Source organism: Mesorhizobium sp. M1338, from assembly GCF_040318045.1.
Taxonomy (GTDB): domain Bacteria; phylum Pseudomonadota; class Alphaproteobacteria; order Rhizobiales; family Rhizobiaceae; genus Mesorhizobium.
In genome coordinates, this window is record NZ_JAMYLL010000033.1 from 41,026 (window position 1) to 61,420 (window position 20,395).

At 65.1% G+C, this 20,395-nt stretch carries 19 protein-coding genes, 1 tRNA gene and 1 pseudogene; 14 read left to right on the forward strand and 7 right to left on the reverse strand.

All coding sequences use genetic code 11. From position 1 onward, the window contains the following. Positions 1–61 precede the first annotated feature (61 nt). Entirely contained in the window at positions 62–1,018 is a 957-nt protein-coding gene (locus NKH19_RS23745) for a LysR family transcriptional regulator (protein ID WP_352863654.1), read from the forward strand. On the opposite strand, the gene NKH19_RS23750 is transcribed toward NKH19_RS23745, so the two are convergent. Further along, a complete protein-coding gene (locus NKH19_RS23750; RefSeq protein ID WP_352863653.1) occupies positions 951–1,577 on the reverse strand; it encodes a TetR/AcrR family transcriptional regulator in 627 nt (208 codons plus the stop codon). The genes NKH19_RS23745 and NKH19_RS23750 overlap by 68 nt on opposite strands. 65 nt (positions 1,578–1,642) lie before the next feature. On the opposite strand from NKH19_RS23750, the gene NKH19_RS23755 reads away from it, so the two are divergent. Next, entirely contained in the window at positions 1,643–2,068 is a 426-nt protein-coding gene (locus tag NKH19_RS23755; RefSeq protein WP_352863652.1) for a VOC family protein, read from the forward strand. Positions 2,069–2,076: 8 nt separating this feature from the next. Here the strand turns inward: NKH19_RS23755 and NKH19_RS23760 are convergent, their stop codons facing one another. Continuing rightward, a complete protein-coding gene (locus NKH19_RS23760) occupies positions 2,077–3,042 on the reverse strand; it encodes a S1C family serine protease (protein ID WP_352863651.1) in 966 nt (321 codons plus the stop codon). 168 nt (positions 3,043–3,210) lie between these two features. On the opposite strand from NKH19_RS23760, the gene NKH19_RS23765 reads away from it, so the two are divergent. Next, complete coding sequence (locus NKH19_RS23765; protein WP_352863650.1) at positions 3,211–4,083, forward strand: S1C family serine protease; 873 nt, start codon at positions 3,211–3,213, stop codon at positions 4,081–4,083. Between the two features lie 8 nt (positions 4,084–4,091). After that, positions 4,092–4,727, forward strand: a complete 636-nt coding sequence (locus NKH19_RS23770) for a helix-turn-helix transcriptional regulator (RefSeq protein WP_352863648.1) — start codon at positions 4,092–4,094, stop codon at positions 4,725–4,727. A 246-nt stretch (positions 4,728–4,973) separates the two neighbouring features. Here the strand turns inward: NKH19_RS23770 and NKH19_RS23775 are convergent, their stop codons facing one another. Further along, the gene (locus tag NKH19_RS23775) at positions 4,974–5,240 is read right to left on the reverse strand and encodes a type II toxin-antitoxin system VapB family antitoxin (protein ID WP_352863647.1); all 267 of its coding nucleotides are present in this window, start codon (positions 5,238–5,240) and stop codon (positions 4,974–4,976) included. Positions 5,241–5,373: 133 nt separating this feature from the next. Between NKH19_RS23775 and NKH19_RS23780 the strand changes: the two genes are divergently transcribed. After that, the gene (locus NKH19_RS23780) at positions 5,374–6,240 is read left to right on the forward strand and encodes an SDR family oxidoreductase (RefSeq protein ID WP_352863645.1); all 867 of its coding nucleotides are present in this window, start codon (positions 5,374–5,376) and stop codon (positions 6,238–6,240) included. 365 nt (positions 6,241–6,605) lie between these two features. On the opposite strand, the gene NKH19_RS23785 is transcribed toward NKH19_RS23780, so the two are convergent. Continuing rightward, complete coding sequence (locus NKH19_RS23785) at positions 6,606–8,801, reverse strand: OmpA family protein (RefSeq protein ID WP_352863644.1); 2,196 nt, start codon at positions 8,799–8,801, stop codon at positions 6,606–6,608. A 197-nt stretch (positions 8,802–8,998) separates the two neighbouring features. Here NKH19_RS23785 and NKH19_RS23790 point away from each other — a divergent pair, with 197 nt between their 5' ends. From NKH19_RS23790 to NKH19_RS23800, 3 genes are all read left to right on the forward strand, one after another. Further along, positions 8,999–9,445, forward strand: a complete 447-nt coding sequence (locus NKH19_RS23790; protein ID WP_352863966.1) for a YcgN family cysteine cluster protein — start codon at positions 8,999–9,001, stop codon at positions 9,443–9,445. Between the two features lie 285 nt (positions 9,446–9,730). Further along, positions 9,731–10,111: a hypothetical protein gene (locus tag NKH19_RS23795; protein ID WP_352863643.1), complete on the forward strand. Its 381-nt coding sequence runs from the start codon at positions 9,731–9,733 to the stop codon at positions 10,109–10,111. An 80-nt stretch (positions 10,112–10,191) separates the two neighbouring features. Beyond that, positions 10,192–10,329: a hypothetical protein gene (locus NKH19_RS23800; RefSeq protein ID WP_352863641.1), complete on the forward strand. Its 138-nt coding sequence runs from the start codon at positions 10,192–10,194 to the stop codon at positions 10,327–10,329. A gap of 97 nt (positions 10,330–10,426) precedes the next feature. On the opposite strand, the gene NKH19_RS23805 is transcribed toward NKH19_RS23800, so the two are convergent. After that, positions 10,427–11,140 carry an SIMPL domain-containing protein gene (locus tag NKH19_RS23805; protein ID WP_352863639.1) on the reverse strand — a complete coding sequence of 238 codons (714 nt, stop codon included), beginning with the start codon at positions 11,138–11,140 and terminating at the stop codon, positions 10,427–10,429. Positions 11,141–11,274: 134 nt separating this feature from the next. Between NKH19_RS23805 and NKH19_RS23810 the strand changes: the two genes are divergently transcribed. Next, positions 11,275–11,350, forward strand: a tRNA-Ile gene (locus NKH19_RS23810). Positions 11,351–11,751: 401 nt separating this feature from the next. Here the strand turns inward: NKH19_RS23810 and NKH19_RS23815 are convergent. Then, complete coding sequence (locus tag NKH19_RS23815; protein WP_352863638.1) at positions 11,752–12,873, reverse strand: NAD(P)/FAD-dependent oxidoreductase; 1,122 nt, start codon at positions 12,871–12,873, stop codon at positions 11,752–11,754. Between the two features lie 111 nt (positions 12,874–12,984). On the opposite strand from NKH19_RS23815, the gene NKH19_RS23820 reads away from it, so the two are divergent. The 5 genes and pseudogenes from NKH19_RS23820 (at position 12,985) to NKH19_RS23840 (ending at position 19,710) form a co-directional block, all read left to right on the forward strand. Beyond that, the gene (locus NKH19_RS23820) at positions 12,985–13,890 is read left to right on the forward strand and encodes a LysR family transcriptional regulator (RefSeq protein ID WP_352863637.1); all 906 of its coding nucleotides are present in this window, start codon (positions 12,985–12,987) and stop codon (positions 13,888–13,890) included. 89 nt (positions 13,891–13,979) lie between these two features. Next, a pseudogene (locus NKH19_RS23825) lies at positions 13,980–16,059 on the forward strand (hydantoinase/oxoprolinase family protein). A 5-nt stretch (positions 16,060–16,064) separates the two neighbouring features. Beyond that, a complete protein-coding gene (locus NKH19_RS23830) occupies positions 16,065–18,050 on the forward strand; it encodes a hydantoinase B/oxoprolinase family protein (protein ID WP_352982891.1) in 1,986 nt (661 codons plus the stop codon). Continuing rightward, on the forward strand, positions 18,047–18,349 hold the full coding sequence (locus NKH19_RS23835; RefSeq protein WP_352982892.1) for a (2Fe-2S)-binding protein: 303 nt from the start codon (positions 18,047–18,049) through the stop codon (positions 18,347–18,349). Before NKH19_RS23830 ends, NKH19_RS23835 begins: the two co-directional genes overlap by 4 nt. Beyond that, positions 18,346–19,710 (forward strand): FAD/NAD(P)-dependent oxidoreductase, encoded by a 1,365-nt coding sequence (locus NKH19_RS23840; RefSeq protein ID WP_352982894.1) that lies wholly within the window; start codon positions 18,346–18,348, stop codon positions 19,708–19,710. The genes NKH19_RS23835 and NKH19_RS23840 overlap by 4 nt, the downstream gene beginning before the upstream one ends. 41 nt (positions 19,711–19,751) lie before the next feature. On the opposite strand, the gene NKH19_RS23845 is transcribed toward NKH19_RS23840, so the two are convergent. Beyond that, positions 19,752–20,395 (reverse strand): NAD(P)/FAD-dependent oxidoreductase (locus NKH19_RS23845; RefSeq protein ID WP_352982895.1); only part of this gene is annotated, 644 nt, incomplete at its 5' end.

Here is a 20,395-nt window from a genome sequence, read left to right on the forward strand (position 1 = left end):
TCGATCCATTGGATAAACCAGTATAATTCCTATACGATCCATCAATAAAATAGATACAGCGATGCAACCCAATCCGACGCTCGACCAACTTCAGATCCTGGTGACGGTCGCCGAAACCGGCAGTTTCTCGGCTGCCGGGCGCAAGCTCAACCGGGCGCAGTCCGTGATCAGCTACGGGATCGCCAATCTCGAGGCGCAGCTCGGGCTGAAACTGTTCGAGCGCGAGGGCACGCGCGAGCCGCAGCTGACCGAGATAGGCCGGGCGATGCTGGAAGATGCGCGTCGTATGATCGGCGTGCTGCAGCGCATGCGCTCGCGCGTCGACAGCCATCATCAGGGGCTTGAGGCCGAAGTTGCGCTGTCGGTCGATGCGACGCTGCCGTCACCGGTGCTGGTTCGGGTGCTGAAGGCGTTCGAGGCACAGTTTCCGACCGTGATGTTACGCCTGCACATCGGCACGCTTGGGCTGATCCCCGATCATGTCGTCAGCGGGCAGGCCGACCTTGGCATTGGCGGCCTGCTGGGCGAGGTCGATGTGCATCTCGTGCGTATCGGCTTCATGTCGATCGTGCTGGCAGCCGCGCCCACCCACCCGCTGGCGTTGCTGCCAAAACCAGTGGCGATCGAGGATGCCCGCGAACACACCCAGCTTGTCGTCACCGACCAGTCGGAGCGCACCAAGGGGCGCGACTTTGGCGTCTACGCCTACCGCACCTGGCGGCTGACGGACGTGCGTACCAAGCATACGCTGATGCGCGAGGGGTTGGGCTGGGGCGGGCTGCCGCGCTGGCTGATCGCCGACGATCTGGCGAGCGGCCGGCTGGTGGAACTCGACCTTGAGTCCTTCAGGGAGGTCAGTTCGCCCCTGTTTGCCATGCATCGCAAGGATCGCAGCCCGAAGCCGGCGGCGGCCTGGCTGATCGACCAATTCAAGCGCCAGCTCGGCTGCTTCAACGAGTTCGAGCCTGGCGAGGTGCCCGAGGAAGAGCCGGAGACAGTCCCTCGATCAGCGCCATGAGAACGGCCCGGTAATCCTCGGCCGAGGCGCCGCCCTCGATGGCCAGGGCGGCGCGGTCGAAGGCTGCGCCGAGCAGCGCGGTCAGCGCCTCCGCCGGCAATCTCGTCATCGTCTGCGCCCGCATTGCCGCGACCAGCCCCTCGCGCAGCGAGCGGTTGCCGTGGCGGTTGTCGATCGCATCCATGGCGGCGCGGCCAAGTACGGCGGGACCATCGAGCAGCAGCAGCCGCGTGCGGCCGGGTGCGCGCATGGCGGCGAGATAGGCATCCGAACCGGCAATCAGCGCGTCGCGGGCATCGAGCGATGGCGGCGAGGCGCGCTCGATCTCGTCGGCCACCGCCGCCGCCTCCTGCTCGACGACGGCGGCAAAGAGCGCCTGCTTGTCGGCGAAATGGTGATAGAGCGCGCCGCGCGTGACGCCGGCGGCGGCGACAATCTCGGGCGTGCCGGTCTCGGCATAGGATTTTTCGGTGAACAGCTTTCGCGCCGCGGCGATCAGATCGGCGCGCGTCGCCTCGGTGCGGTCGCGGTTGGAGCGGCGCGCGGAGTCCCGTTGCATACATGCAGCCTGTATGTTAAACAATTTACATACAGATTGTATGTTATCTGAAGGGAGAAAGGAAGATGAGGACCACGAGCTATTACCCGGTCCTGATGACCGGTGACGTTGCCGGTACGGCGGCTTTCTATGTCAGGCATTTCGGCTTCCGGCCGCTGTTCGAGATCGACTGGTACGTGCACCTGCAATCGGTGGACACCAAACGTGTCAATCTCGGCGTTGTCCAGGGCGACCACGAGACGATCCCTGAGGAGGGGCGGGGCCGCACATCGGGCCTGTTGATCAATTTCGAGGTCCGCGACCCGGACGCGGTCTATGAGCGGATCCTTGCCGCCGGCCTGCCGATTCTGTGCTCTCTGCGCGACGAACCCTTCGGTCAGCGCCACTTCATCACCAAGGATCCCAATGGCGTGCTGATCGACGTCATAAAGCCGATACCGCCGAGTGGGGAGTTTCTGGCGCAATATGCGGACGGTGCGGCGGGAGCCTGAACGTCGGCTCAACTCGCCCTCGCCACCGGCGTCACCGTCACCTGGCTGACGCCGGTGCGGCGCACGACGGTGCACAGCGTCTCGCGGCCGATGCGCTCGGCGTCGAGCATACGCACGAGGTCGTCGACGCCGGTGACCGGGCGGCCATCGATGGCGGCGATGATGTCGCCTTCCTTGAAGCCCGCCTTGGCTGCCGGACCGTCCTTTTCGACGCCGCGCAGCCGCACCGCCGTACTGGTCGAGACTTGCGACAAAAGGGCGGCGCGGCGCGGCAAATTGACAGTGTCGGCCGAGACACCAATGAAGGCGCGGCGCACGCGGCCGAAGCGGATGATCTCCGAAATGACGAAATTGGCGGTGTTGGAAGCGACCGCGAAGGCGATGCCTTGCGCGCCATGGATCATGGCGGTGTTGACGCCGATGACCTCGCCGGCCGACGAAACCAGCGGACCGCCGGAATTGCCCGGGTTGAGCGCCGCATCGGTCTGGATGACATCGTCGATCAGCCGGCCGGTGGAGGCGCGCATCGAGCGCCCCAGCGCCGACACAACGCCGGAGGTGACGGTCCATTCGAAGCCCAGAGGGTTGCCGATGGCAATGGCGATCTGGCCGCGCCGCAGCCGCTTGGAATCGCCCAGCGGCGCGACATCGGCAAAGCTGCCGTCGGCCCGCACCAGCGCGATGTCGGTGTCCGGGTCGCGACCGAGCACGTGGCCTTCTCGCGAGGCGCCGTCCGGCATCGAGACGCGCACCGTTCTTGCATCACCCACGACGTGAAAATTGGTGACGACCAGCCCGTCCTGCGCGATGACGAAGCCCGAGCCATGGCCGCCCTGACCGCTGACGCGCTCGATGCGGCAGACGGCAGGGCCAATGCGGTCGACCGCGTCGGCAACCGTCGTCGAATAGGCGTCGAGCAGCGTGTCGTCGGCTAATCTATCGTCAGTTTGGAATTTCGGGGCGAGGAAGGCCATCGGCGGGGTTCCGTGTTGTCGGGCGCAAGGATGACTATATGTGCGGAGCAGTCCGACCGGCCGCGACCTGACCAGATGGCCAGTCAACCGGCAACTAGCCGTCAGGCGAGTACCTCTAGGCGCGCTATCGAGCGATATCTGGGGCATGGATGAACCCAGGAGACCAATATGAGCGATTTCAATCTGAGTGCGTTTTCGGAAGCCATCGCCGATCTCGCCGCCAAGGCGGCGCCGGCTACGGCAAGTTTCGCCACGCATCACCACCGCACGGCAAGCGCCTTCCACTGGCGTGACGGCTATTTCGTCACCGCCGAAGAGGCTGTCGAGGCCGGCGAGGAGATCGAGCTGACGCTGGCCTCCGGCGAGACGGTGAAGACCGAACTCGTCGGCCGCGATCCTTCGACGGGAGTCGCCCTGCTGAAGCCGGCTGCCGCCGTCAGCGCCGCGTCGTTGGCCAAGGCCGATGCGGTGCGGCCGGGCAATGTCGCCATCGCCATCGGCAACAGCGACGGTTCCGCTCTGGCCGTGTCGGGCTCGGTCGGCGAGGTCGGTCCGGCCTGGCGCTCGATGCGCGGAGGCACCATCGACCGGCGCATCAATCTTGCGGTCGGCGCCGGCGGCCGTTTCGAGGGCGGCCCGGTGCTCGACGCCAAGGGCGCTCTGATCGGCATGCTCTTGTTCGGGCCGCGACACCGGGCGCTGGTGATGCCTTACGAGACGATCGAGCGGGCGGTCGCGACCCTGCGCGAAAAGGGTCATGTCGCGCGCGGCTATCTCGGCGCCGGCCTGCATCCGGTGCGCGACCGTGACGCGCATGGCGCGATGGTGATGAGCCTCGACGGGGATGGCCCGGCCAAGGCCGCCGGTCTCTCTCTCGGCGACATCATCGTGGCGTGGAACGGCGAGGCCGTGCATGGTCCGCGCGACCTGATCCGCAGGCTCGGGCCCGACAGCGCCGGCGCTTCGGTGACGCTTGGCGTCGTGCGCGGCGGCGAACAGCGCGATGTCGCGCTGACCGTCGGCGAAAAGCCGCTTTCCTGAGAGGAGTGATGGATACGCTCACCAGCGACCGGATCATGACTGACGGTGCCGTCTCGCGGCGGCTGGTGGTGCTGATTGCGCTTGGCGACGCGTCGCGCGCCGAGCGCCTGGCGGCCGCGCTTGCCGCGAGCGATGACCTGCTGCCGGTCGTGGCCGGTGATGGCAAACCCGATGTCGCCATCGTCGACGACAGGAGCGGCGACGCCGTGCCGGCGTCCACGCCTCGGGTGCTGCTGTCGGGACGCGCCAATGGCGGGCGACCCGCTGGCGAGGTATTGGCCGTCATGCCTGCGGACGCGGATGATTTGTTGATCGCTGCGGCGGCACGGCTGGCCGCGGCGGGCTATCGCGTATCGGGCGGCGGTAGAAGCGGGCGCCTTGAGGACTTCCATGCCGGCGACGGCGAGCCGTTCGAGGACGAAGCCTCCGACGAGCATGCGATCCGCCCAACACTGTCGCCGCGCGAGGCGGAAGTCCTGGCGCTGCTGGCCGAGGGAGCACCCAACAAGGTGATCGCACGGCGGCTGAACATTTCCGTGCACACGGCGAAGTTCCATGTCGCAGCGATCCTGATCAAGCTGGGTGCGGCCAACCGCACCGACGCCATTGCCATCGCGATGCGGCAGGGGCTGGTGCTGGTTTAGGCGACGACGTCTCAGGCAGATCTTGCGATCATCGTCAAAGTCAGTGCTGCCCCTCATCCGCCTGCCGGCACCTTCTCCTCGTATAGTGACGGAGAGAAGGGAGTTTGCCGCGACCTCGGCGCTCTTCCTGCAACGTTGGCGATTGGCGAAAGCGGTGGTGACGGCGTCTTTCTCCCCGTCACCATACGGGGAGAAATGCCCGGCAGGGCAATGAGGGGCAGCGCGGCGCTACGGACGGAACATGCATTATCTGGTCGGGATTCCGAACTCGTCGTAACCGAGTATCTCGTCTTCCCTCCTCGGGTGGTCGCGCTTTGGTATTCGACCTGCTCGCTCAGAAATTTCCCGAAGCTTGACGATCAGCTCAGATTCTCCCGACCGAGACACCATGCTTTCGCGAGCAATCTGGTTTTCGAGGTTCTGCCGGATCGCCTCGGTCGCCGACACGCCGCGGCTGCTGGCGAGTTGACGTGCCAGTTGCGAGATCTCCGCATTCTTAATCGACAAAGCCATTTGATGGTCTACCATTCTGTACGGAATATATACCCAACCCTCCGCAGCGTCACCATGGCTCCCCGCCTAAGCTCTTGTATCCCGTCGTGGCACAGGCAAGGATCGCACACGAGATAATGCAGGCGGAGGAAAAATGTCGCTCAAGGGAAAGACGCTGTTCATCTCCGGCGGGTCGCGCGGTATCGGGCTGGCGATCGCGCTGCGTGCCGCGCGTGACGGCGCCAATGTGACGATCGCGGCCAAGACCGCTGAGCCGCATCCCAAGCTGCCGGGCACGATCCATACGGCGGCCGAAGAGATCGAGCAGGCCGGAGGCAAGGCGCTGCCTGTGCTGTGCGATATCCGTGAAGAGGCGCAGGTGGCCGAGGCGGTCGCCAGAACCGTGGAAAAGTTCGGCGGTATCGATATCTGTGTCAACAATGCCAGCGCCATCCAGCTCACCGGCACGCTGGAGACCGACATGAAACGCTACGACCTGATGCACCAGATCAACACGCGGGGCACCTTCCTGGTGTCCAAAATGTGCATTCCACACCTGAAGTTAGCCAGCAATCCTCATATCCTGAATCTGGCGCCGCCGCTCGACATGAAGGCCAAATGGTTCAAGAACCACGTCGCCTACACGATGGCCAAGTTCGGCATGTCGATGTGCACGCTGGGGATGAGCGCCGAATTCGCCAGGGACGGCATTGCGATAAATTCACTGTGGCCGATCTCGACCATCGACACGGCGGCGGTGCGCAATCTGCTCGGCGGCGCGACGGTGGCGGCGATGAGCCGTTTGCCCGACATCATGGCCGATGCCGCGCATGCCATTTTCATGCGGCCGGCGCGCGAGACCACGGGCAATTTCTACATCGACGAAGAGGTGCTGCGCGCCGAGGGCGTCAGCGATTTCTCGGTCTATTCACCTGATGCGACCGGGCCTCTGGCCGGCGACTTTTTTGTGCCGGACGAGGTGTTCGCTAATTCGAGCACGGAGATAAGAGGGATCTACTAGGCCGGAGAACTCGGAAGCGCGGAGCTATCAGCTGATCTGCGATGGCGTGGCTTGGAACTCAGCAAGCTCCGCGTGATACGGCCAGCAGAGCCGTATTTCGGTCGGGTCGCTCCGGTTTGCAGTCGGCAAGACAAAAGCCCCGCCGGAGAGGGTCCGACGGGGCTCAATGCGTCCCGCTGGAGTCGGGACGGGCCAGGGAACGCCCACTTCTGAATCTGGGGTAGGTACGTCTTCGATTCAATGAGCCCGGCGGCGTACCAGTACAATTCTTGTTGAATCCCGGCACGTCGAGCCATCCCCGGCAGGGCCGGGGATGGCTTCTCGTACCGATTCCACAAACCAGGTCATGGTCTTGAAATCATGACCTAATTGTTGCTGGCCACAGGCGCCACCAGTGGGGTGATCCGGCGGATCGCAACGCGTCGGTTCTCGCGGTTGGGCCCCGCCGTGTTGACCTTCAGATACTCCTCGCCATAGCCCTGTGTCGTCAGGTTTTCCGGCGGGATGCCGAACGCGTTGGTCAGCGCCTCCGCCACCGCTTCCGCGCGGCGATCGGACAGAGCCAGGTTTGCCTCCGGCGTGCCGACGGCGTCGGTGTGGCCCTCGATCAGAAAGGTCTCGGCCGGGTTCTTCTTCAACAGCTTTTCCATGGCGTTGGCGACGCCCTCAAGCTTTTGCACTTCGGTATCGGAGATAGAGGCCGACCCGAATTCGAAGTTGAGTGTGTCGAGATCGACGCGGCGTGCGATGTCGCGCACGCGGGCCGAACGCTTGACCTCGTCGATCGAGTAGAGGCGCTGGACCCGTTCCACCGGCGGCTGTTCGAGGAAGGTGTAATAGTCGTCCGGATCCTCTACATCCTCGGAGTCCAGGATGTATTCCTCGCGCGAAATGGTGAGCCGCATCGGAGGCAGGTCGTCGCCCGGATCGCGCCAGTCGCCGTCATCCTCATAGTGCCGCTCGTCGACATAGCTCAGCACATACTCGCGTCCATCCGGCGCGATCCGCGAACGCTGGATGACGTCGCCATAGCGGTTGCGGATGGTGACGATCCGGACACCGTTGTCACGCTCGACAATTTCCCGGGTGCGATCGCCCGACAGATCCTCATAGTATACGTTCCTGGCGCCGCGGTGCATGCGCGGAGCGTCATTGCTTTCCACGATCGTCTGGTTGTTGAACTGGAGGATGACGCGGTCACCGAACTCCCTGACGACGTCGACGCCTTTCGGACGCCGGCGGTCGCGGACGTTCTCATCGGGTGCACGCTCGACGCGTTTGCCCTTTTCCTCCGTCACAGGGGCGATCTTTTCAGGCTGGATTGCCTGCTGGGCCGACTTGTCGTCGGTGGGTGGTGGTCCCTGGTCGACCGGGGCAGGCTTTGGAGCCTGCGCCTGCTCGCCAGTCGGCTGGGCGGGCTGGGTGGCCTGCTCGCCATTCGCATTCTCGCCTCCGTGCGGGCCGTTCTTGCCCTTGCGCTTGCGCAGGACATCCTTCTGGCTGTCGAGGATGGGGGCTGCATTCTTGTCGGCCGGGGCTTCACCCTGGGCCGCACTTTCGCCCTGGGCCGGCTGTTCGCCGGTCACGGGTTGCCGGCCATTGGCTGGTTGTTCGGCCGTCGACGGTTGTTCTCCCGTCACCGGCTGCTCGCCGACAGGCTTCTTGCCGCGCTTCTTCTTTTCCCTAGGCTGTTCGCCCTCGGCGGGCGCCGCCTGCTGCTCGGGTTGAAGCGGTTCGGCCTGCGGAACCGGCTCGCCGGCGGGCGCTTGCTTCCTGGCCGGCGCCTGTTCTGCGGGCGCGGCTTCAATCTGCTGGTCCTGCTTGTGCTTCTTGCGCAGGGGCTGTGGGTTGTTGTCGTTTGCCGGGGCCGCCTGCTCGGCAGGCTGTTCGGCCGGCGCCTGCTCGGTCTGCTGCCGCTGATCGCGCTTCTTCCTGCGCGGCTGCTGTTCCTCGGCGGGTGCGGCCTGCTCGGCCGGCGCCTGCTCGGTCTGCTGCTGCTGATTGCGCTTCTTCCTGCGCGGCTGCTGTTCCTCGGCGGGCGCGGCCTGCTCGGCCGGTGCCTGCTCGGTTTGCTGCTGATCGCGCTTCTTCCTGCGCGGCTGCTGTTCCTCGGCCGGTGCGGCCTGTTCGGCCGGCGCCTGCTCGGTCTGCTGCTGCTGATCGCGCTTCTTCCTGCGCGGCAGTTGTTCCTCGGCGGGTGCGGCCTGTTCGGCCGGTGCCTGCTCGGTCTGTTGCTGCTGATCACGCTTCTTCCTGCGTGGCTGCTGCTCCTCGGCGGGCTGCTCGCTTTGGGCCGGCGCCGCCTGCTGTTCAGGCTCGGCCTTCTTGCGCTCGGCCTTCTTGCGCTCGGGCTTTTGTTCCGGTTCCGTCTGCTGCTTCTGCGCGCAGGCTTCGGCCGATTCGCCCTCGGCGCATGCTGCTTGCGCCAAATTGAATGGGACCGACGTGCGCTGGGTAGGGCCGAACGCGGCACTTTCCGGAAGCGGGAACGCGCCCAAAGGCGTGGATGCCATCAGCAGGCCAAGTGCGGTGCCGGCCAGAATCCGTGGTTGGCGTTTCATCGAAAACTCTCCTTGTGGGGTCCCATCCTTGCCGAAACCGATCTTGCATCAATTGGTTCCGGTTTGGCGTGAATAGAGACCGTGCAGGGCTATTGGCCGGCCTTTTGAAGGCAACTTCGTGTCTTTCGACTGGCGAACGCCGCATTCCGCCCGTTGCCACGCTTGACGTTGCCGGCGGCTGGGGCCACATGCCGGCAATGGAAACGCCATTCTGGAAAACCAAGACGCTGGAGGCGATGAGCCAGAGCGAGTGGGAATCGCTCTGCGACGGCTGCGGCAAATGCTGCCTGTCGAAGCTCGAGGACGAGGACACCGGCGAAATCTACTGGACCAGCGTCGGCTGCCGGCTGTTCGACGCGCAGACCTGCCGCTGTTCGGACTACGCCAACCGGCTGGCGCGCGTTCCCGACTGCGTCGGGCTGACGCCGCAAAATGTGCGCACCATCAGCTGGCTGCCCAGCACCTGCGCCTACCGGCTGGTGGCCGAGGGCCGCGACCTCTACTGGTGGCACTGGCTGGTGTCGGGCAGCGCCGAGACCGTGCATGAAGCCGGCATCTCGATGCGCGGCCGGGTCAAGGCGAGCGAAACCGATCTTGCCGAGCCGGAAGACTATTTTGATTACATGCTCGACGAGGAGCCGTAGGGCCCGCGGCGCGACGACGAGCCAGGGGCTCGCGCTGGGAACGGCCAACCGCAGGGATCGCGCCGGTGACGCCTGCTCCTCAGCCAATCGGCCGGATCGGAAACCGGCGGCGTTCCTGGCGTTCACCGGGGTGCGTGACGGGATGAATGGCGGGCAATTTCCTTTTTCCCGCCACATGAACCGGAGATGAACATCAGGTTCGTAAAGAGTTCAGACAGGCAAGTGCATTCTCCCACCATCGGTTCACGAGGACGGGTGAAAGCCCGCAAAAAAGGAGAAAAAACGATGTTCAACACCATCAGGACGGCAGCCCTTTCGGCTCTGGTCGGTCTCGGCGCGCTGACGGCCATCCCCGCTCAGGCCGACAGCCTCTACCTCGGCTTCGGCAACAACAACGACCCGCGTTTTGGCGTCTATACCGGCGACGATGGCTATCGCCATCGCCGTGATGAACGCCGTAGCGACTGGCGTGATGAACGCCGCGGCGGCTGGCGTCGTGGCTGTTCGCCGGACCGCGCCCTCGACAAGGCCGAACGCATGGGCCTCTACCGTGCCCGCATCGTCGACGTAAGCCGTCGTACGGTGAAGGTGATGGGCCGCCAGGACGGCGACCGTGTCGTGGTCGTATTCGCCAATGAGCGCGGCTGCCCGGTTATCTATCGCTGAGGCCGGGTTCGGCTTGATTGCAGGGGCATGATCTTCCCGAACCTGCGGTTCGGAAAAGATCAGCCCGGGAGCTTAGAGGCATGATCTACGAAGATCAGCCAGGCAGCATGATCTTTTGCGAAGATCAGCCGGGCAGCATGATCCTCTGCGAGGATCAGCCGGGAGACACGACCTTCTGCGAAGGTCGGTCCGGACTAGCCGAGCCCCTTGCCATTTAAGGGTGTGGCTCGAAAAAACCCCGCGGGAGCGATCCCGCGGGGTTTTTCATGCACGCTGTTGGCTGGTCGGATCCTCAGTCACGGATCGTCAAGGCCGCTACTTCAGCTCGAAGGTGACGGTGACCTGCACATTGTAGGAATTCTCGCCGGCCTGCACGGGAGCCGCGGCACCCGCCGCGGCGTCGAAGGCCTTGGCGTTGATCGGCATCGGCGCCGGCGCGATGTTCTGGTCGGTGATCTCGATCACCCGGCCAAGGCTGACCCCGGCGGCCGCGGCCAGCGTCTTGGCCTTGGCCATGGCGTTGGCGACCGCCTTCCTGCGCGCTTCGGTGACCGTTGCCGCCGGGTTGTCATTGGTAAAGGCGATGCCGCCGCCCTGGTTGACGCCGAGCGACACCGCCTTGTCGAGGATCTCGCCGGTCTTGTCGACATCGCGCACCCGCACCGAAAGCGTGTTGGTCACCTGATAGGCGACGAGTTCGGCTTCCTGACTGCCATCCGGCTTGTTGGTGTAGTTGTAGCGCGGGTTGATCTGGATGCCCGCGGTCTGCAGGTCGCGGTCGTTGATGCCGGCCGACTTCATCGCCGCGATTACGGCGGCCATGGCGTCATTGTTGGCGTCGAGCGCGGCGCGCGCGGTCTTGGCCTCGCGCATGACGCTCAGCGTCAGGACCGCCAGATCGGGGGCTACGGTTGCTTCGCCTTCGCCTGACACGATGATGCGGGGCGGCGGCGTCAAATCGGTGGCTCCAGCCATCGCCGGAAAAGCGATTGCAGCGGCGAGCGCGAGAGGCAAAAGATGTCTGGTCATGAAAATCTCCTTGGTCCGCGATCAAGTCGCAAAGGTCGCGTAGATCGCGATTATGGGTTGATTTGGGCGATCTGCGGAAGCCCGTCGGGAAAGCCTTGTGCCGCGACGGGAAAAACATTAATCCAGCCGGCGTGGGGCCCGTAGCTCAATGGTTAGAGCCGGCGGCTCATAACCGCTTGGTTGGGGGTTCGAGTCCCTCCGGGCCCACCAACTTATTATAAATCAGAGGCTTACGCTTAATTCTTTGAGCTTGAATTGAGTGTTGTCGAGTAAGTCTCTGCCTTTCGGGTGAAATGGTTTTGGGCCCGTTTGTCAATTTTCTCCGTCTCGTTGATGGCACCCCGTCACAGGTAGCTCAACATTCCAGGCGTCGAAAGATCTATCTGCAATGGATGCGGTAATCGGCGGCAACGAAGTGCAATTAGGCGGGTTCTGACTTCGGTCGTGCACGCCCTCCGGTGCGAGGACTGGCCGCTGGTGGCCAAGATCATAGAGAAATCTTCGTGCCTAGATCGGCCCGCTCGCTTGAGACCGAAGGCGCATGCGAGAGTGATCCCCCGCCTTTCGCGGCCAAAGGAGCCATCGTTGCGTGGATGTCGTCAGTTGCTTCTTCAGGCAGCAGCGCGGCTAAAGCGATCGATCCTGAAATCATCGAGCGGCGTTTCGCAACGGTCGGTCGTGATGAGTTCGGCCATGGCGTCGCCCACGCCCGGACCGAGCTGGAAGCCGTGTCCGCTGAAGCCGAAAGCGTGGAACAGGCCTGGCGTCGTCGCCGAGCGTCCCATGACCGGCAGCATGTCCCTGACATAGCCCTCGCAACCGGACCAGGTACGGATGGCCGTAGCCTGCGCGATCGCCGGCAGCAGCCGCGCGACGGCGCGCAGCTGCGTCGGCAGGCGCATGGGGTCGGCGGCCGCGTGGCCTGGATCGAGGTCCACCGCTACCCTTTCGGCCGCTCCGCCGAAGACGATGTTGCCTCGCTCGACCTGACGCAGATAGGCGCCATGGTCCTTGTTGCGCGTCCAGATGCCGACCACCGGCAGGATCCGATGCGGCAGCGGCTCGGTCACACCCATCTGCGGGCCGCGGGCGTCGAGCGGGACCGCTTCGCCGAACTGCGCGGCGATGCGCGCGCCCCAGGCGCCGGCGGTGTTGAGCAGACAGTCGGCGGCGAATGCACCTTTTGAACTTGCGACAAGGAAGCTGGAGCTCGCGTGGGTGATCTTCTCGACCTCAGCTCCCTCAATGATTTCCGCGCCGAGCTTGCGGGCCGCCTCGGCAAAGGCCGGTGCGATCAGCCGCGGATTGCCGCTGCCATCCTGCGGCGAGAACGACGCCGCAACAGCATCAGGACCGAGAGCGGGAAAACGGGCGCGAATCTCGCACGGGCTGAGCTCTTCCAGCTCAAGCCCCCAGGGCAGCGCCGCCTTGGCGTAGGCCCGCATGTCGGCGCGGCTATCTTCATCGAAGATCAGCCGGATATGGCCGGTTGCGCGGAATTCCACGTCGCGGCCAAGCATTTTTTCGGCCTCGCCCCACAGCCTGAGCGAGCGATGGGCCAGCGGAAGCTGGGACAGATGACGCCCCGTACGCCGGATGTTGCCGAAGGAAGCAACCGTTGCTCCAGTGCCGATCCGGTTGCGCTCGATCAACGTCACGCGCGCGCCGCGCCGGGCCAGGAAATAGGCCGAAGCCGTCCCCATAAGCCCGCCGCCCAGCACGATCACATCCATAGCGGCCTCCTGCTAAAAGCAACCGAATTTCTTGCCGATCTTGTCCGGGCGGCGGCATTGCGTCAAAGATGCGTTTGGACAGAAGCCATAAGCTTACCCTATGGAGTGGCAATGCGGGCCCGGCAGCTCGAAGTGTTCATCGCCGTCATGCGCGCGGGCACCGTGACCGCCGCGGCGCGGATGCTGAACATCTCCCAGCCTGCTTTGAGCCAGATCCTGCTCCGCGCCGAGGATGACCTCGGCTTCACCCTGTTCGAGCGGGTGAAGGGCCGGTTGCGACCGACCCCGGAGGCGCTCGAGATCTTTCCTGATGCCGAGAGGTTGTCGGCCGGGCTTGAAGGCTTGCGCCGCAAGACCACCGATCTACGCCTGGGTCGGGCAGGGCTGGTGCGGGTCGCCGCCTCACCACCGCCGGCCATGGCTATCTTGCCGCGTGCGTTCACCAGATTCCGGGCCCAGCATCCCAACATCATGTTGCGTGCCCATAGCGCGCCGATCGCTGCCATCGTCGACATGCTGCGAGCCGGCGACGCCAGCCTCGGCGTGGCCATGGACGACCGGCTTCCGCCGGATATCGAGGCGGAGATGATCGGCAGCGTCGGCTTCGCATGCCTGCTACCCGCCGGGCACGTGCTGCAAAAGAAAGCCGAGCTGATGCTCGCCGACCTCGTCGGGGAGGAGTTGATATCGTATCGCGGCAACACCCGCCCCGCCGACGAATTGGCCCAAGCTGCCCGCGCGCAAGGTGTGACGCTTTCGCTGTCGCTCGAGATCGACGTATCCATCTCCGCGTTTGGTTTTGTCCAGGCCGGTATGGGCATCGCCCTGGTCGACGCGCTGCTGCCTTGGCATCAGTTTGCCGGGCTTGCGGTCAGGCCGCTGAAGGCAGGGCCGGAATTTCCAATCGCGCTTCTCACCTCGCGGACACGGGCCCTTTCACGCGCCGATGAGATGATGCGCGAGGAGATCCGCGCGGCCTGTGCTGTCGTCCTGGATGAGCATCTCGCGAAGCCATAAGCAAGACTTATATCCTTGCCTGTCATACGTCTTGGACCCGCACCATCCGGTCGTGCCAGTTTTGCCTGGCAGACAGGAAGGGACGCATCATGGATGGTGTCATCACGGCAGATGAGGTGCCGAACAGAGCCGACTGGAAGGTTGGCGTCGATATCGGCGGAACATTCATCGATTTCTGTGCGCTCGAAGCAAATTCCGGACGCCTCGCATCGCTAAAGGTGCTGACGACGCCGGAAGATCCTGGCGCCGAACTGATGACCGGTCTCGCCTTGCTGGCCGAGCGCGAAGGTTTTGACCCTGCCCATATGACGCGCTTCGTGCATGGCACGACCGTAGGCATCAACACCATCATCCAGCGCAAGGGCGCGCCGCTGGCCCTGTTCACCAATGCCGGCTTCGAGGACGTTATCGAACTCGCAAGGCTTCGCATGCCGGACATGTATTCGCTGTTCTGCTCGCGGCCGGACCCGTTGATCTCGCGCGACATGGTGTTCGGCATTCCGGTCCGCATGCGTGCCGATGGCAGTGAATCCCGGGCGCCGGACATGGCGGCTGTGGAGAGGGCGCTGGCAATGGCGAAGGCGAACGGGGCGCAAGGGATCATCGTGTCCTTCCTCCATTCCTGGCGCAACGCCGCGCAGGAAGCCTCCGTGAAGGCGGCGATAGCGCATCTTGCGCCCGAGCTCTTCGTCTTTTGCTCAGCCGAGGTGTGGCCGGTCATTCGCGAATACGAGCGCAGCTCCACCGCCATTCTCAACGGCTATGTCCATCCGCGTGTCTGTGGCTATCTGACGGCGCTGGAAGAGCGGCTGAAGGACCGAGGCGTGCCGGCCCGCCCCATGCTGACGAAATCGAACGGCGGGCTGATGAACTCTGCCGAAGGCAAGCACGCCTGCGTCAACATGCTGCTTTCGGGAACGGCTTCCGGCGTCATCGGCGCCTCGTGGTTGGCGCGTCAGGCAGGCGAAGACAGGATCCTTACCCTCGACATCGGCGGCACCTCGGCCGACTTCGCGCTCATCATCGACGGTGAGCCGCAGTTCGGCACAGGCGAACTGATCGGCGAATTTCCGCTCCATATCCCCTCCGTCTCGGTGAGCTCGATCGGCGTCGGCGGCGGTTCGATCGCAAGTGTCGATGCGCAAGGTGTGCTGCGGGTGGGGCCGGAGTCGGCCGGCTCGACGCCAGGACCAGCATGCTACGGCCGTGGCGGCGAGCGCGCGACGGTGACGGACGCCATGGTGGTGTGCGGATGGCTCGGCCACAGCGAGATGGCCTATGGCCAGCTCAGCATCGATACCGGACCGGCGCAGCGCGCTGTCGGCGAGCTTGCCGCCGGGCTCGGCCGCCCAGTCGAGCAGACCGCGCAGGCGATCCTCGACATCGCGGTGTCGGAAATGTTCGTCGATGTCGAGAAACTCGCCTCGCGCGCCGGCGTCGATTTGCGCGATTTCACGCTGATGCCCTTCGGCGGCGGCGGCCCCATGCTTGGCGCCTTCCTTGCCCGCGAACTCGGCATGAAGCGCGTCATGGCGCCCCGCCGCCCCGGCGTGGTGTCGGCGCTTGGCGGGCTGGTGGCTGATCTGCGCGGAGATTTCATTCGCACCATCTTCAGCCAGTTATCGGGCACATCGCTCCCCACAATCCGCGAGGCGTTCGAGACCCTGGCGCAAGAGGGCCGCGATTGGCTGGTGGCGCAGGGGCACAACGCGGCCGCGCAACTCACTCTGTCCTGCGACATGCGCTACATCGGGCAGAGCTATGAAATCGAGGTTGTGTTGTCGCCGGAATGGCTGGCGGACGCTAACGCCGCTGCCATCGCGGACGCCTTCCACCGCACCCATCAACGGCTCTACGATTTTCACGATCCGGATGGCGAGATCGAACTTGTGAATGTCCGGCTCTCCGCCGTAGGCGCGGGGCCGAAACTCTCCTTCCCGGAGATCGACGTGATCGCCGCCACGGCCATTCCGGCGCGTCGCCTCCCGGTCTATACGGGCGTGAGTGTCGAGACCATCGATCTCCACGACCGGCAGAGCCCTCATGCCAGGTAGCACGTTCCAAGGGCCTGCCGTGGTCGTTCAGGAAGACACAACCTTCGCTATTCCCGCGGGCGCGCAGGCAAGCGTCGACCGCCATCTGAACCTTCTGCTCACCTTCCCGGAGTGATGCCTTTGTTTGACCGCACAAACCTTCAGGTTCTGGCGAACCATGCCCGCGCGGCCGCCGAGAACATGGCCCACACGCTGCACCGCACCGCGCACTCCGCCTTCGTCAAGGAAACGCAGGACTTCACCGTGATGCTGATGGACCGTTCGGGGGCAACCTTCGCCGTCCCGATGGAACTCGGCGCCACCTGGTACCCTGGGCTTTCGTATCGCCGCGCCATTGCAATGGTGGACGACTACCGGCCGGGGGATGTTGCCTTCACCAACGATCCCTATTCCGGCTATGTCGCCACCCACGCGCCGGACACGCATCTGTGGAAGCCGGTCTTCGTCGATGGCGAGATCGTCGCCTGGAGCGGAGGCCACATCCACAACACCGACATGGGCGGAGCCGTGCCGGCTTCTCTCAGCCGGGCGCTGACCGAAATCCATCAGGAAGGCATCCGCTTTCCGCCCATGAAGCTGGTGAACGAGGGCGTCTTCGACGAGATGATCCTGCGGATCATGAGCACCAATGTGCGCAAGCCCGACCTCAACATCGGCGACATCAAGGCGCTGGTCGGCGCGCTCAACACCGGCGAGCGCAAGATCCAGGCAATGGTGAGGAAGTTCGGCAAGGCCGGCTTCATCGAAGGCGTTTCAGCTCTTCTCGACCAGGCGGAAGCGCAGGCGCGCGACGTGCTGCGCTCCATGCCCGACGGCAGATGGGAATTCGCGGACTATGCCGACGAGGATTCGGTGGAGGCCAATCCCTGCCGGCTGAAGTTGACGCTGACGATCAACGGCGACGAGGCGGTGCTCGATTTCACCGGCTCCGATCCGCAGCTCGGCTCTTCGCTCAACGTGCCCTCGGGCGGCGACCCGCGACACACCATGCTGCTGGTGGGCGTCTATTACGTGCTCTACACGCTCAATCCGAAGATCCTGCTCAACACGGGCCTCACCCGGCCGTTTACCTGCATCGCCCCCAAGGGTTCGGTTCTGAATCCGATATTCCCCGCTGCCGTGGGCATGCGCTCGCTCACCTGCGCCCGGTTGCGGTCGGTCATCTTCGGCGCCTTTTCGCTAGCAGTGCCGGAATGCCTGCCCGCGGCTCCTGCCGGCAACAATTGCATCGTCAACGTCATGACCACGGACGAGCGCACCAGCCGCACCGTCATCGCGGCGGTGAACCCCGTGGTGGGCGGCGGCGGCGCGATGCCGCATCGCGACGGGACCAACGGATCGGGCGCCGATGCCGCCTATCTCAAGAACACGCCGATCGAGATCACCGAGACCGAGATCCCGGTCGAATTCGTGAAATACGGACTCGCCAGGGATAGCGGCGGGGCGGGGCGTTGGCGCGGCGGATTGGCGACCGAGATGGCCTTCCGCGTCTTTGCCCCCGATTCCAGGATCACGGCGCGCAACCGCGACCGCAGCTTCTTTCGTCCCTGGGGCGTGCTGGGCGGCAAGGCGGCCGGCCTGTCAGACATGGTCGTGAATCCGGCGACCGGGCACGAGCGGCGGCTGGGCAACATTGACACCACTGTGCTGCAGCCTGGCGACGTGCTCGAGATCCGCTCCGCCGGAGGCGGCGGGCGCGGCGATCCGCATCAACGCGAACCATGGCGGGTCGCGCAGGATGTGCGGCGCGGCTATGTCTCGCAGACAGCGGCCGAACGCGACTATGGCGTCGTCATCCGCGGCGGCGAGATCGACGAGCAGGCTACGGAAAGGCTGCGCGAGCGGCAAGTGCCGGCCGCCCGCCATTTCCATTTCGGTCCGGAGCGGGACGGCTACGAAGCGCAGTGGACGCCGGCCGCCTATGACCGGCTCACCGCCATATTGAGGGACTTGCCGATCCACTGGCGGTTCTTCACCAAGACGGAGATCTTCCGTCGCATGAAGGGGCGCTCGGGACCGGAGGGCGTCCAGGCAGCGTTTGATGCTGTCTGCGAACGGTTCCCCGAACTGCCTCGTCCTGGCCCGGTGCGAGAGGCGGCGGAATGATAACGGCGGGCCGCATCGTCCGGTTGGCCGAGTTCGACCGGGGAGAGGTGCATTTCTATCTCGACGGGCAGATGTGCAGTGCATTGGCGGGCGATACCGTGCTGACCGCCATGCTGGCATCAGGGCACGCCCTACGGAAATCCGAGTTCGGACCCGAGTGGCGCGCCGGGTTCTGCCTGATGGGAGCCTGCCAGGATTGCTTGATATGGCAGGACGAGGGAACACGCATCCGGGCGTGCTCGGCCCCGATCACCGAAGGCATGCGGTTGCGCACGATGCCGCCTGAGATCTGGCCGTGAGCGAGACCTTGCCGCGGATCGTGATCGTGGGCGCTGGCCCAGCCGGCATAAGGGCGGCGGCCATGCTGGTGGAGGCCGGGCTCCACCCGGTGGTGATCGACGAAGGGCATCAAGCGGGCGGGCAAATCTATCGCCGCCCGCCTGCCGGGTTCACCCGCACCGCGAAGCATCTCTACGGGTCGGAGGCGGCGAAAGCGATCGCATTGCATGCGCTCTTCGACCGGCTGGCCGAAGAGGGACGCCTTACCCATTTTGCGGCGAGCTCGGCCATCGCAGTGCATGAAGGTCGGCTGCACGTGCTGGGGGAGGGCGGCGTGCAGGCGATCTTCCATGACCGCCTGATCCTTGCGACCGGCGCATCCGACCGTGTCGCTCCGGTCCCGGGCTGGCAGAGTGCCGGCGTCTACAGCCTTGGCGCGGCGCAGATCGCGCTCAAGGCGCAGGGCGTGGCGCTGGGCCAACGGAGCGTCCTGATCGGATCGGGGCCTTTGCTGACGCTGGTCGGCGCCCAACTCGTCAAGGCTGGAGCGGATATGGCGGCGGTGCTGGATACCTCTTCCCGGCACCAGCAGATGCAGGGGCTCTGGGACCTTGCCGCCCGTCCGTTGGTCGCGCTGCGCGGTCTGGTCCTGCGGGCGAGGCTCGGCCGCCGCTACCATGCGGGCGTGACGCTCGAACGGATCGAGGCCGATGGCAACGGTGTCACGGCGATGCGCTGGCGCGACGCCGGCGGAAGGGAACACCTCACACTATGCGACACGATAGGCATGGGCTGGCACCTGCGGGCGGAGACGCATCTGGCCGACCTGGCGGGATGCGCTTTCACCTATGACGATCAGTGGCGGCAATGGCTGCCGAGGACCGACCGGATGGGGCGCGCCGGCAACGGAGTCTATCTTGCGGGCGATGGAGTTCATCTTCTGGGAGCAGACGGCGCGGAGATCGCGGGACGCCTTGCCGCGGCGGCGTGCCTTGCCGATCTCGGATTGCCGACGCCTTCCATCAGTGCCGATCTGCGCAAGCTCGCGCGGCTCAAACGCTTTGCCCGCGGTCTGGCTCGCGCCTTTCCCTGGCCGGCGGCGATGGCGCGGGCGCTCCCCGACGACGCGGTCGTCTGTCGCTGTGAGAACGTGACCGCCGCGTCCTTGCGAGAGAGCACTGAGTTCGGCGGCGGCGAAGCGAACAGGGTGAAATCACTGTCGCGCGTCGGCATGGGGCGATGCCAGGGGCGCTATTGTCAGTTGGCCGCGGTCGAACTTATCGCGGCGCAGACCGGCTGCACGTCTGGCGCTGTAGGTCGGTTCCGTGGGCAAGCGCCTGTCCGGCCCGCGCCCATTGGCGCTTTTCTGCGCGAAGGCTGATGCGATTCCGGGCCGTCCTGGGACGTATGCCTGTATCAAGTCTAGAAATCGGCAACCTTCCCCCAGGCCGAAGTGTCGAAGCGCTGAGGATCATAGGATTTCGGATCGACAATCGGTTTGGAGCCACTCATCAGATCGGCGACGAGGTGCCCGGCGCCGGGTCCGATGCCGAAGCCATGCCCCGAGAACCCGGCAGCCAGGAAGAAACCCGGAACGGCATCAATCTCGCCGATGGCAGGCACGCCGTCCGGCGTGCTGTCGATGTAGCCGGCCCAGGCCGCGCTGATCCTGGTCTGGCGCAGTGCCGGCAGCAGCTCGAGCGCCCGGGCGTGGGCCAGGCGGATGGTCGCCTGGTCCGGAACCGGATCGAGGATGCGCATTTGCTCCATCGGAGTCGGCTGGTCGAGCCGCCAGCATCGGAGTGTTTCGTGTCCGGAGCGCATGCCCTGCAGGCCACCGGGCGCGAGGCTGCGCCACCGCTTCAGGAACATGGGCAGGAATTGCGACGAGAAGCGCAACTGCTGCGGTGTCACGTCCACGCGTCCGCGTCCGCTTATGGCCAGCGTGTAGCCGCCATCGCCGCGACGCGTGACCGAGATCCTTGCCGTGTGCAGCGCATCCGGCAGGCCCTCCGCGCCGGGGGAGACGGACAGGATGGAGGATCGGATCGATGCCTGTGGGAAGC

Excerpts from the sequence above, each read along its gene's own strand:
- NKH19_RS23745 (WP_352863654.1), top strand. The coding sequence starts at position 62 with ATGCAACCCAATCCGACGCTCGACCAACTTCAGATCCTGGTGACGGTC.
- NKH19_RS23750 (WP_352863653.1), bottom strand. The coding sequence starts at position 1,577 with ATGCAACGGGACTCCGCGCGCCGCTCCAACCGCGACCGCACCGAGGCG.
- NKH19_RS23755 (WP_352863652.1), top strand. The coding sequence starts at position 1,643 with ATGAGGACCACGAGCTATTACCCGGTCCTGATGACCGGTGACGTTGCC.
- NKH19_RS23760 (WP_352863651.1), bottom strand. The coding sequence starts at position 3,042 with ATGGCCTTCCTCGCCCCGAAATTCCAAACTGACGATAGATTAGCCGAC.
- NKH19_RS23765 (WP_352863650.1), top strand. The coding sequence starts at position 3,211 with ATGAGCGATTTCAATCTGAGTGCGTTTTCGGAAGCCATCGCCGATCTC.
- NKH19_RS23770 (WP_352863648.1), top strand. The coding sequence starts at position 4,092 with ATGGATACGCTCACCAGCGACCGGATCATGACTGACGGTGCCGTCTCG.
- NKH19_RS23775 (WP_352863647.1), bottom strand. The coding sequence starts at position 5,240 with ATGGCTTTGTCGATTAAGAATGCGGAGATCTCGCAACTGGCACGTCAA.
- NKH19_RS23780 (WP_352863645.1), top strand. The coding sequence starts at position 5,374 with ATGTCGCTCAAGGGAAAGACGCTGTTCATCTCCGGCGGGTCGCGCGGT.
- NKH19_RS23785 (WP_352863644.1), bottom strand. The coding sequence starts at position 8,801 with ATGAAACGCCAACCACGGATTCTGGCCGGCACCGCACTTGGCCTGCTG.
- NKH19_RS23790 (WP_352863966.1), top strand. The coding sequence starts at position 8,999 with ATGGAAACGCCATTCTGGAAAACCAAGACGCTGGAGGCGATGAGCCAG.
- NKH19_RS23795 (WP_352863643.1), top strand. The coding sequence starts at position 9,731 with ATGTTCAACACCATCAGGACGGCAGCCCTTTCGGCTCTGGTCGGTCTC.
- NKH19_RS23800 (WP_352863641.1), top strand. The coding sequence starts at position 10,192 with ATGATCTACGAAGATCAGCCAGGCAGCATGATCTTTTGCGAAGATCAG.
- NKH19_RS23805 (WP_352863639.1), bottom strand. The coding sequence starts at position 11,140 with ATGACCAGACATCTTTTGCCTCTCGCGCTCGCCGCTGCAATCGCTTTT.
- NKH19_RS23815 (WP_352863638.1), bottom strand. The coding sequence starts at position 12,873 with ATGGATGTGATCGTGCTGGGCGGCGGGCTTATGGGGACGGCTTCGGCC.
- NKH19_RS23820 (WP_352863637.1), top strand. The coding sequence starts at position 12,985 with ATGCGGGCCCGGCAGCTCGAAGTGTTCATCGCCGTCATGCGCGCGGGC.
- NKH19_RS23835 (WP_352982892.1), top strand. The coding sequence starts at position 18,047 with ATGATAACGGCGGGCCGCATCGTCCGGTTGGCCGAGTTCGACCGGGGA.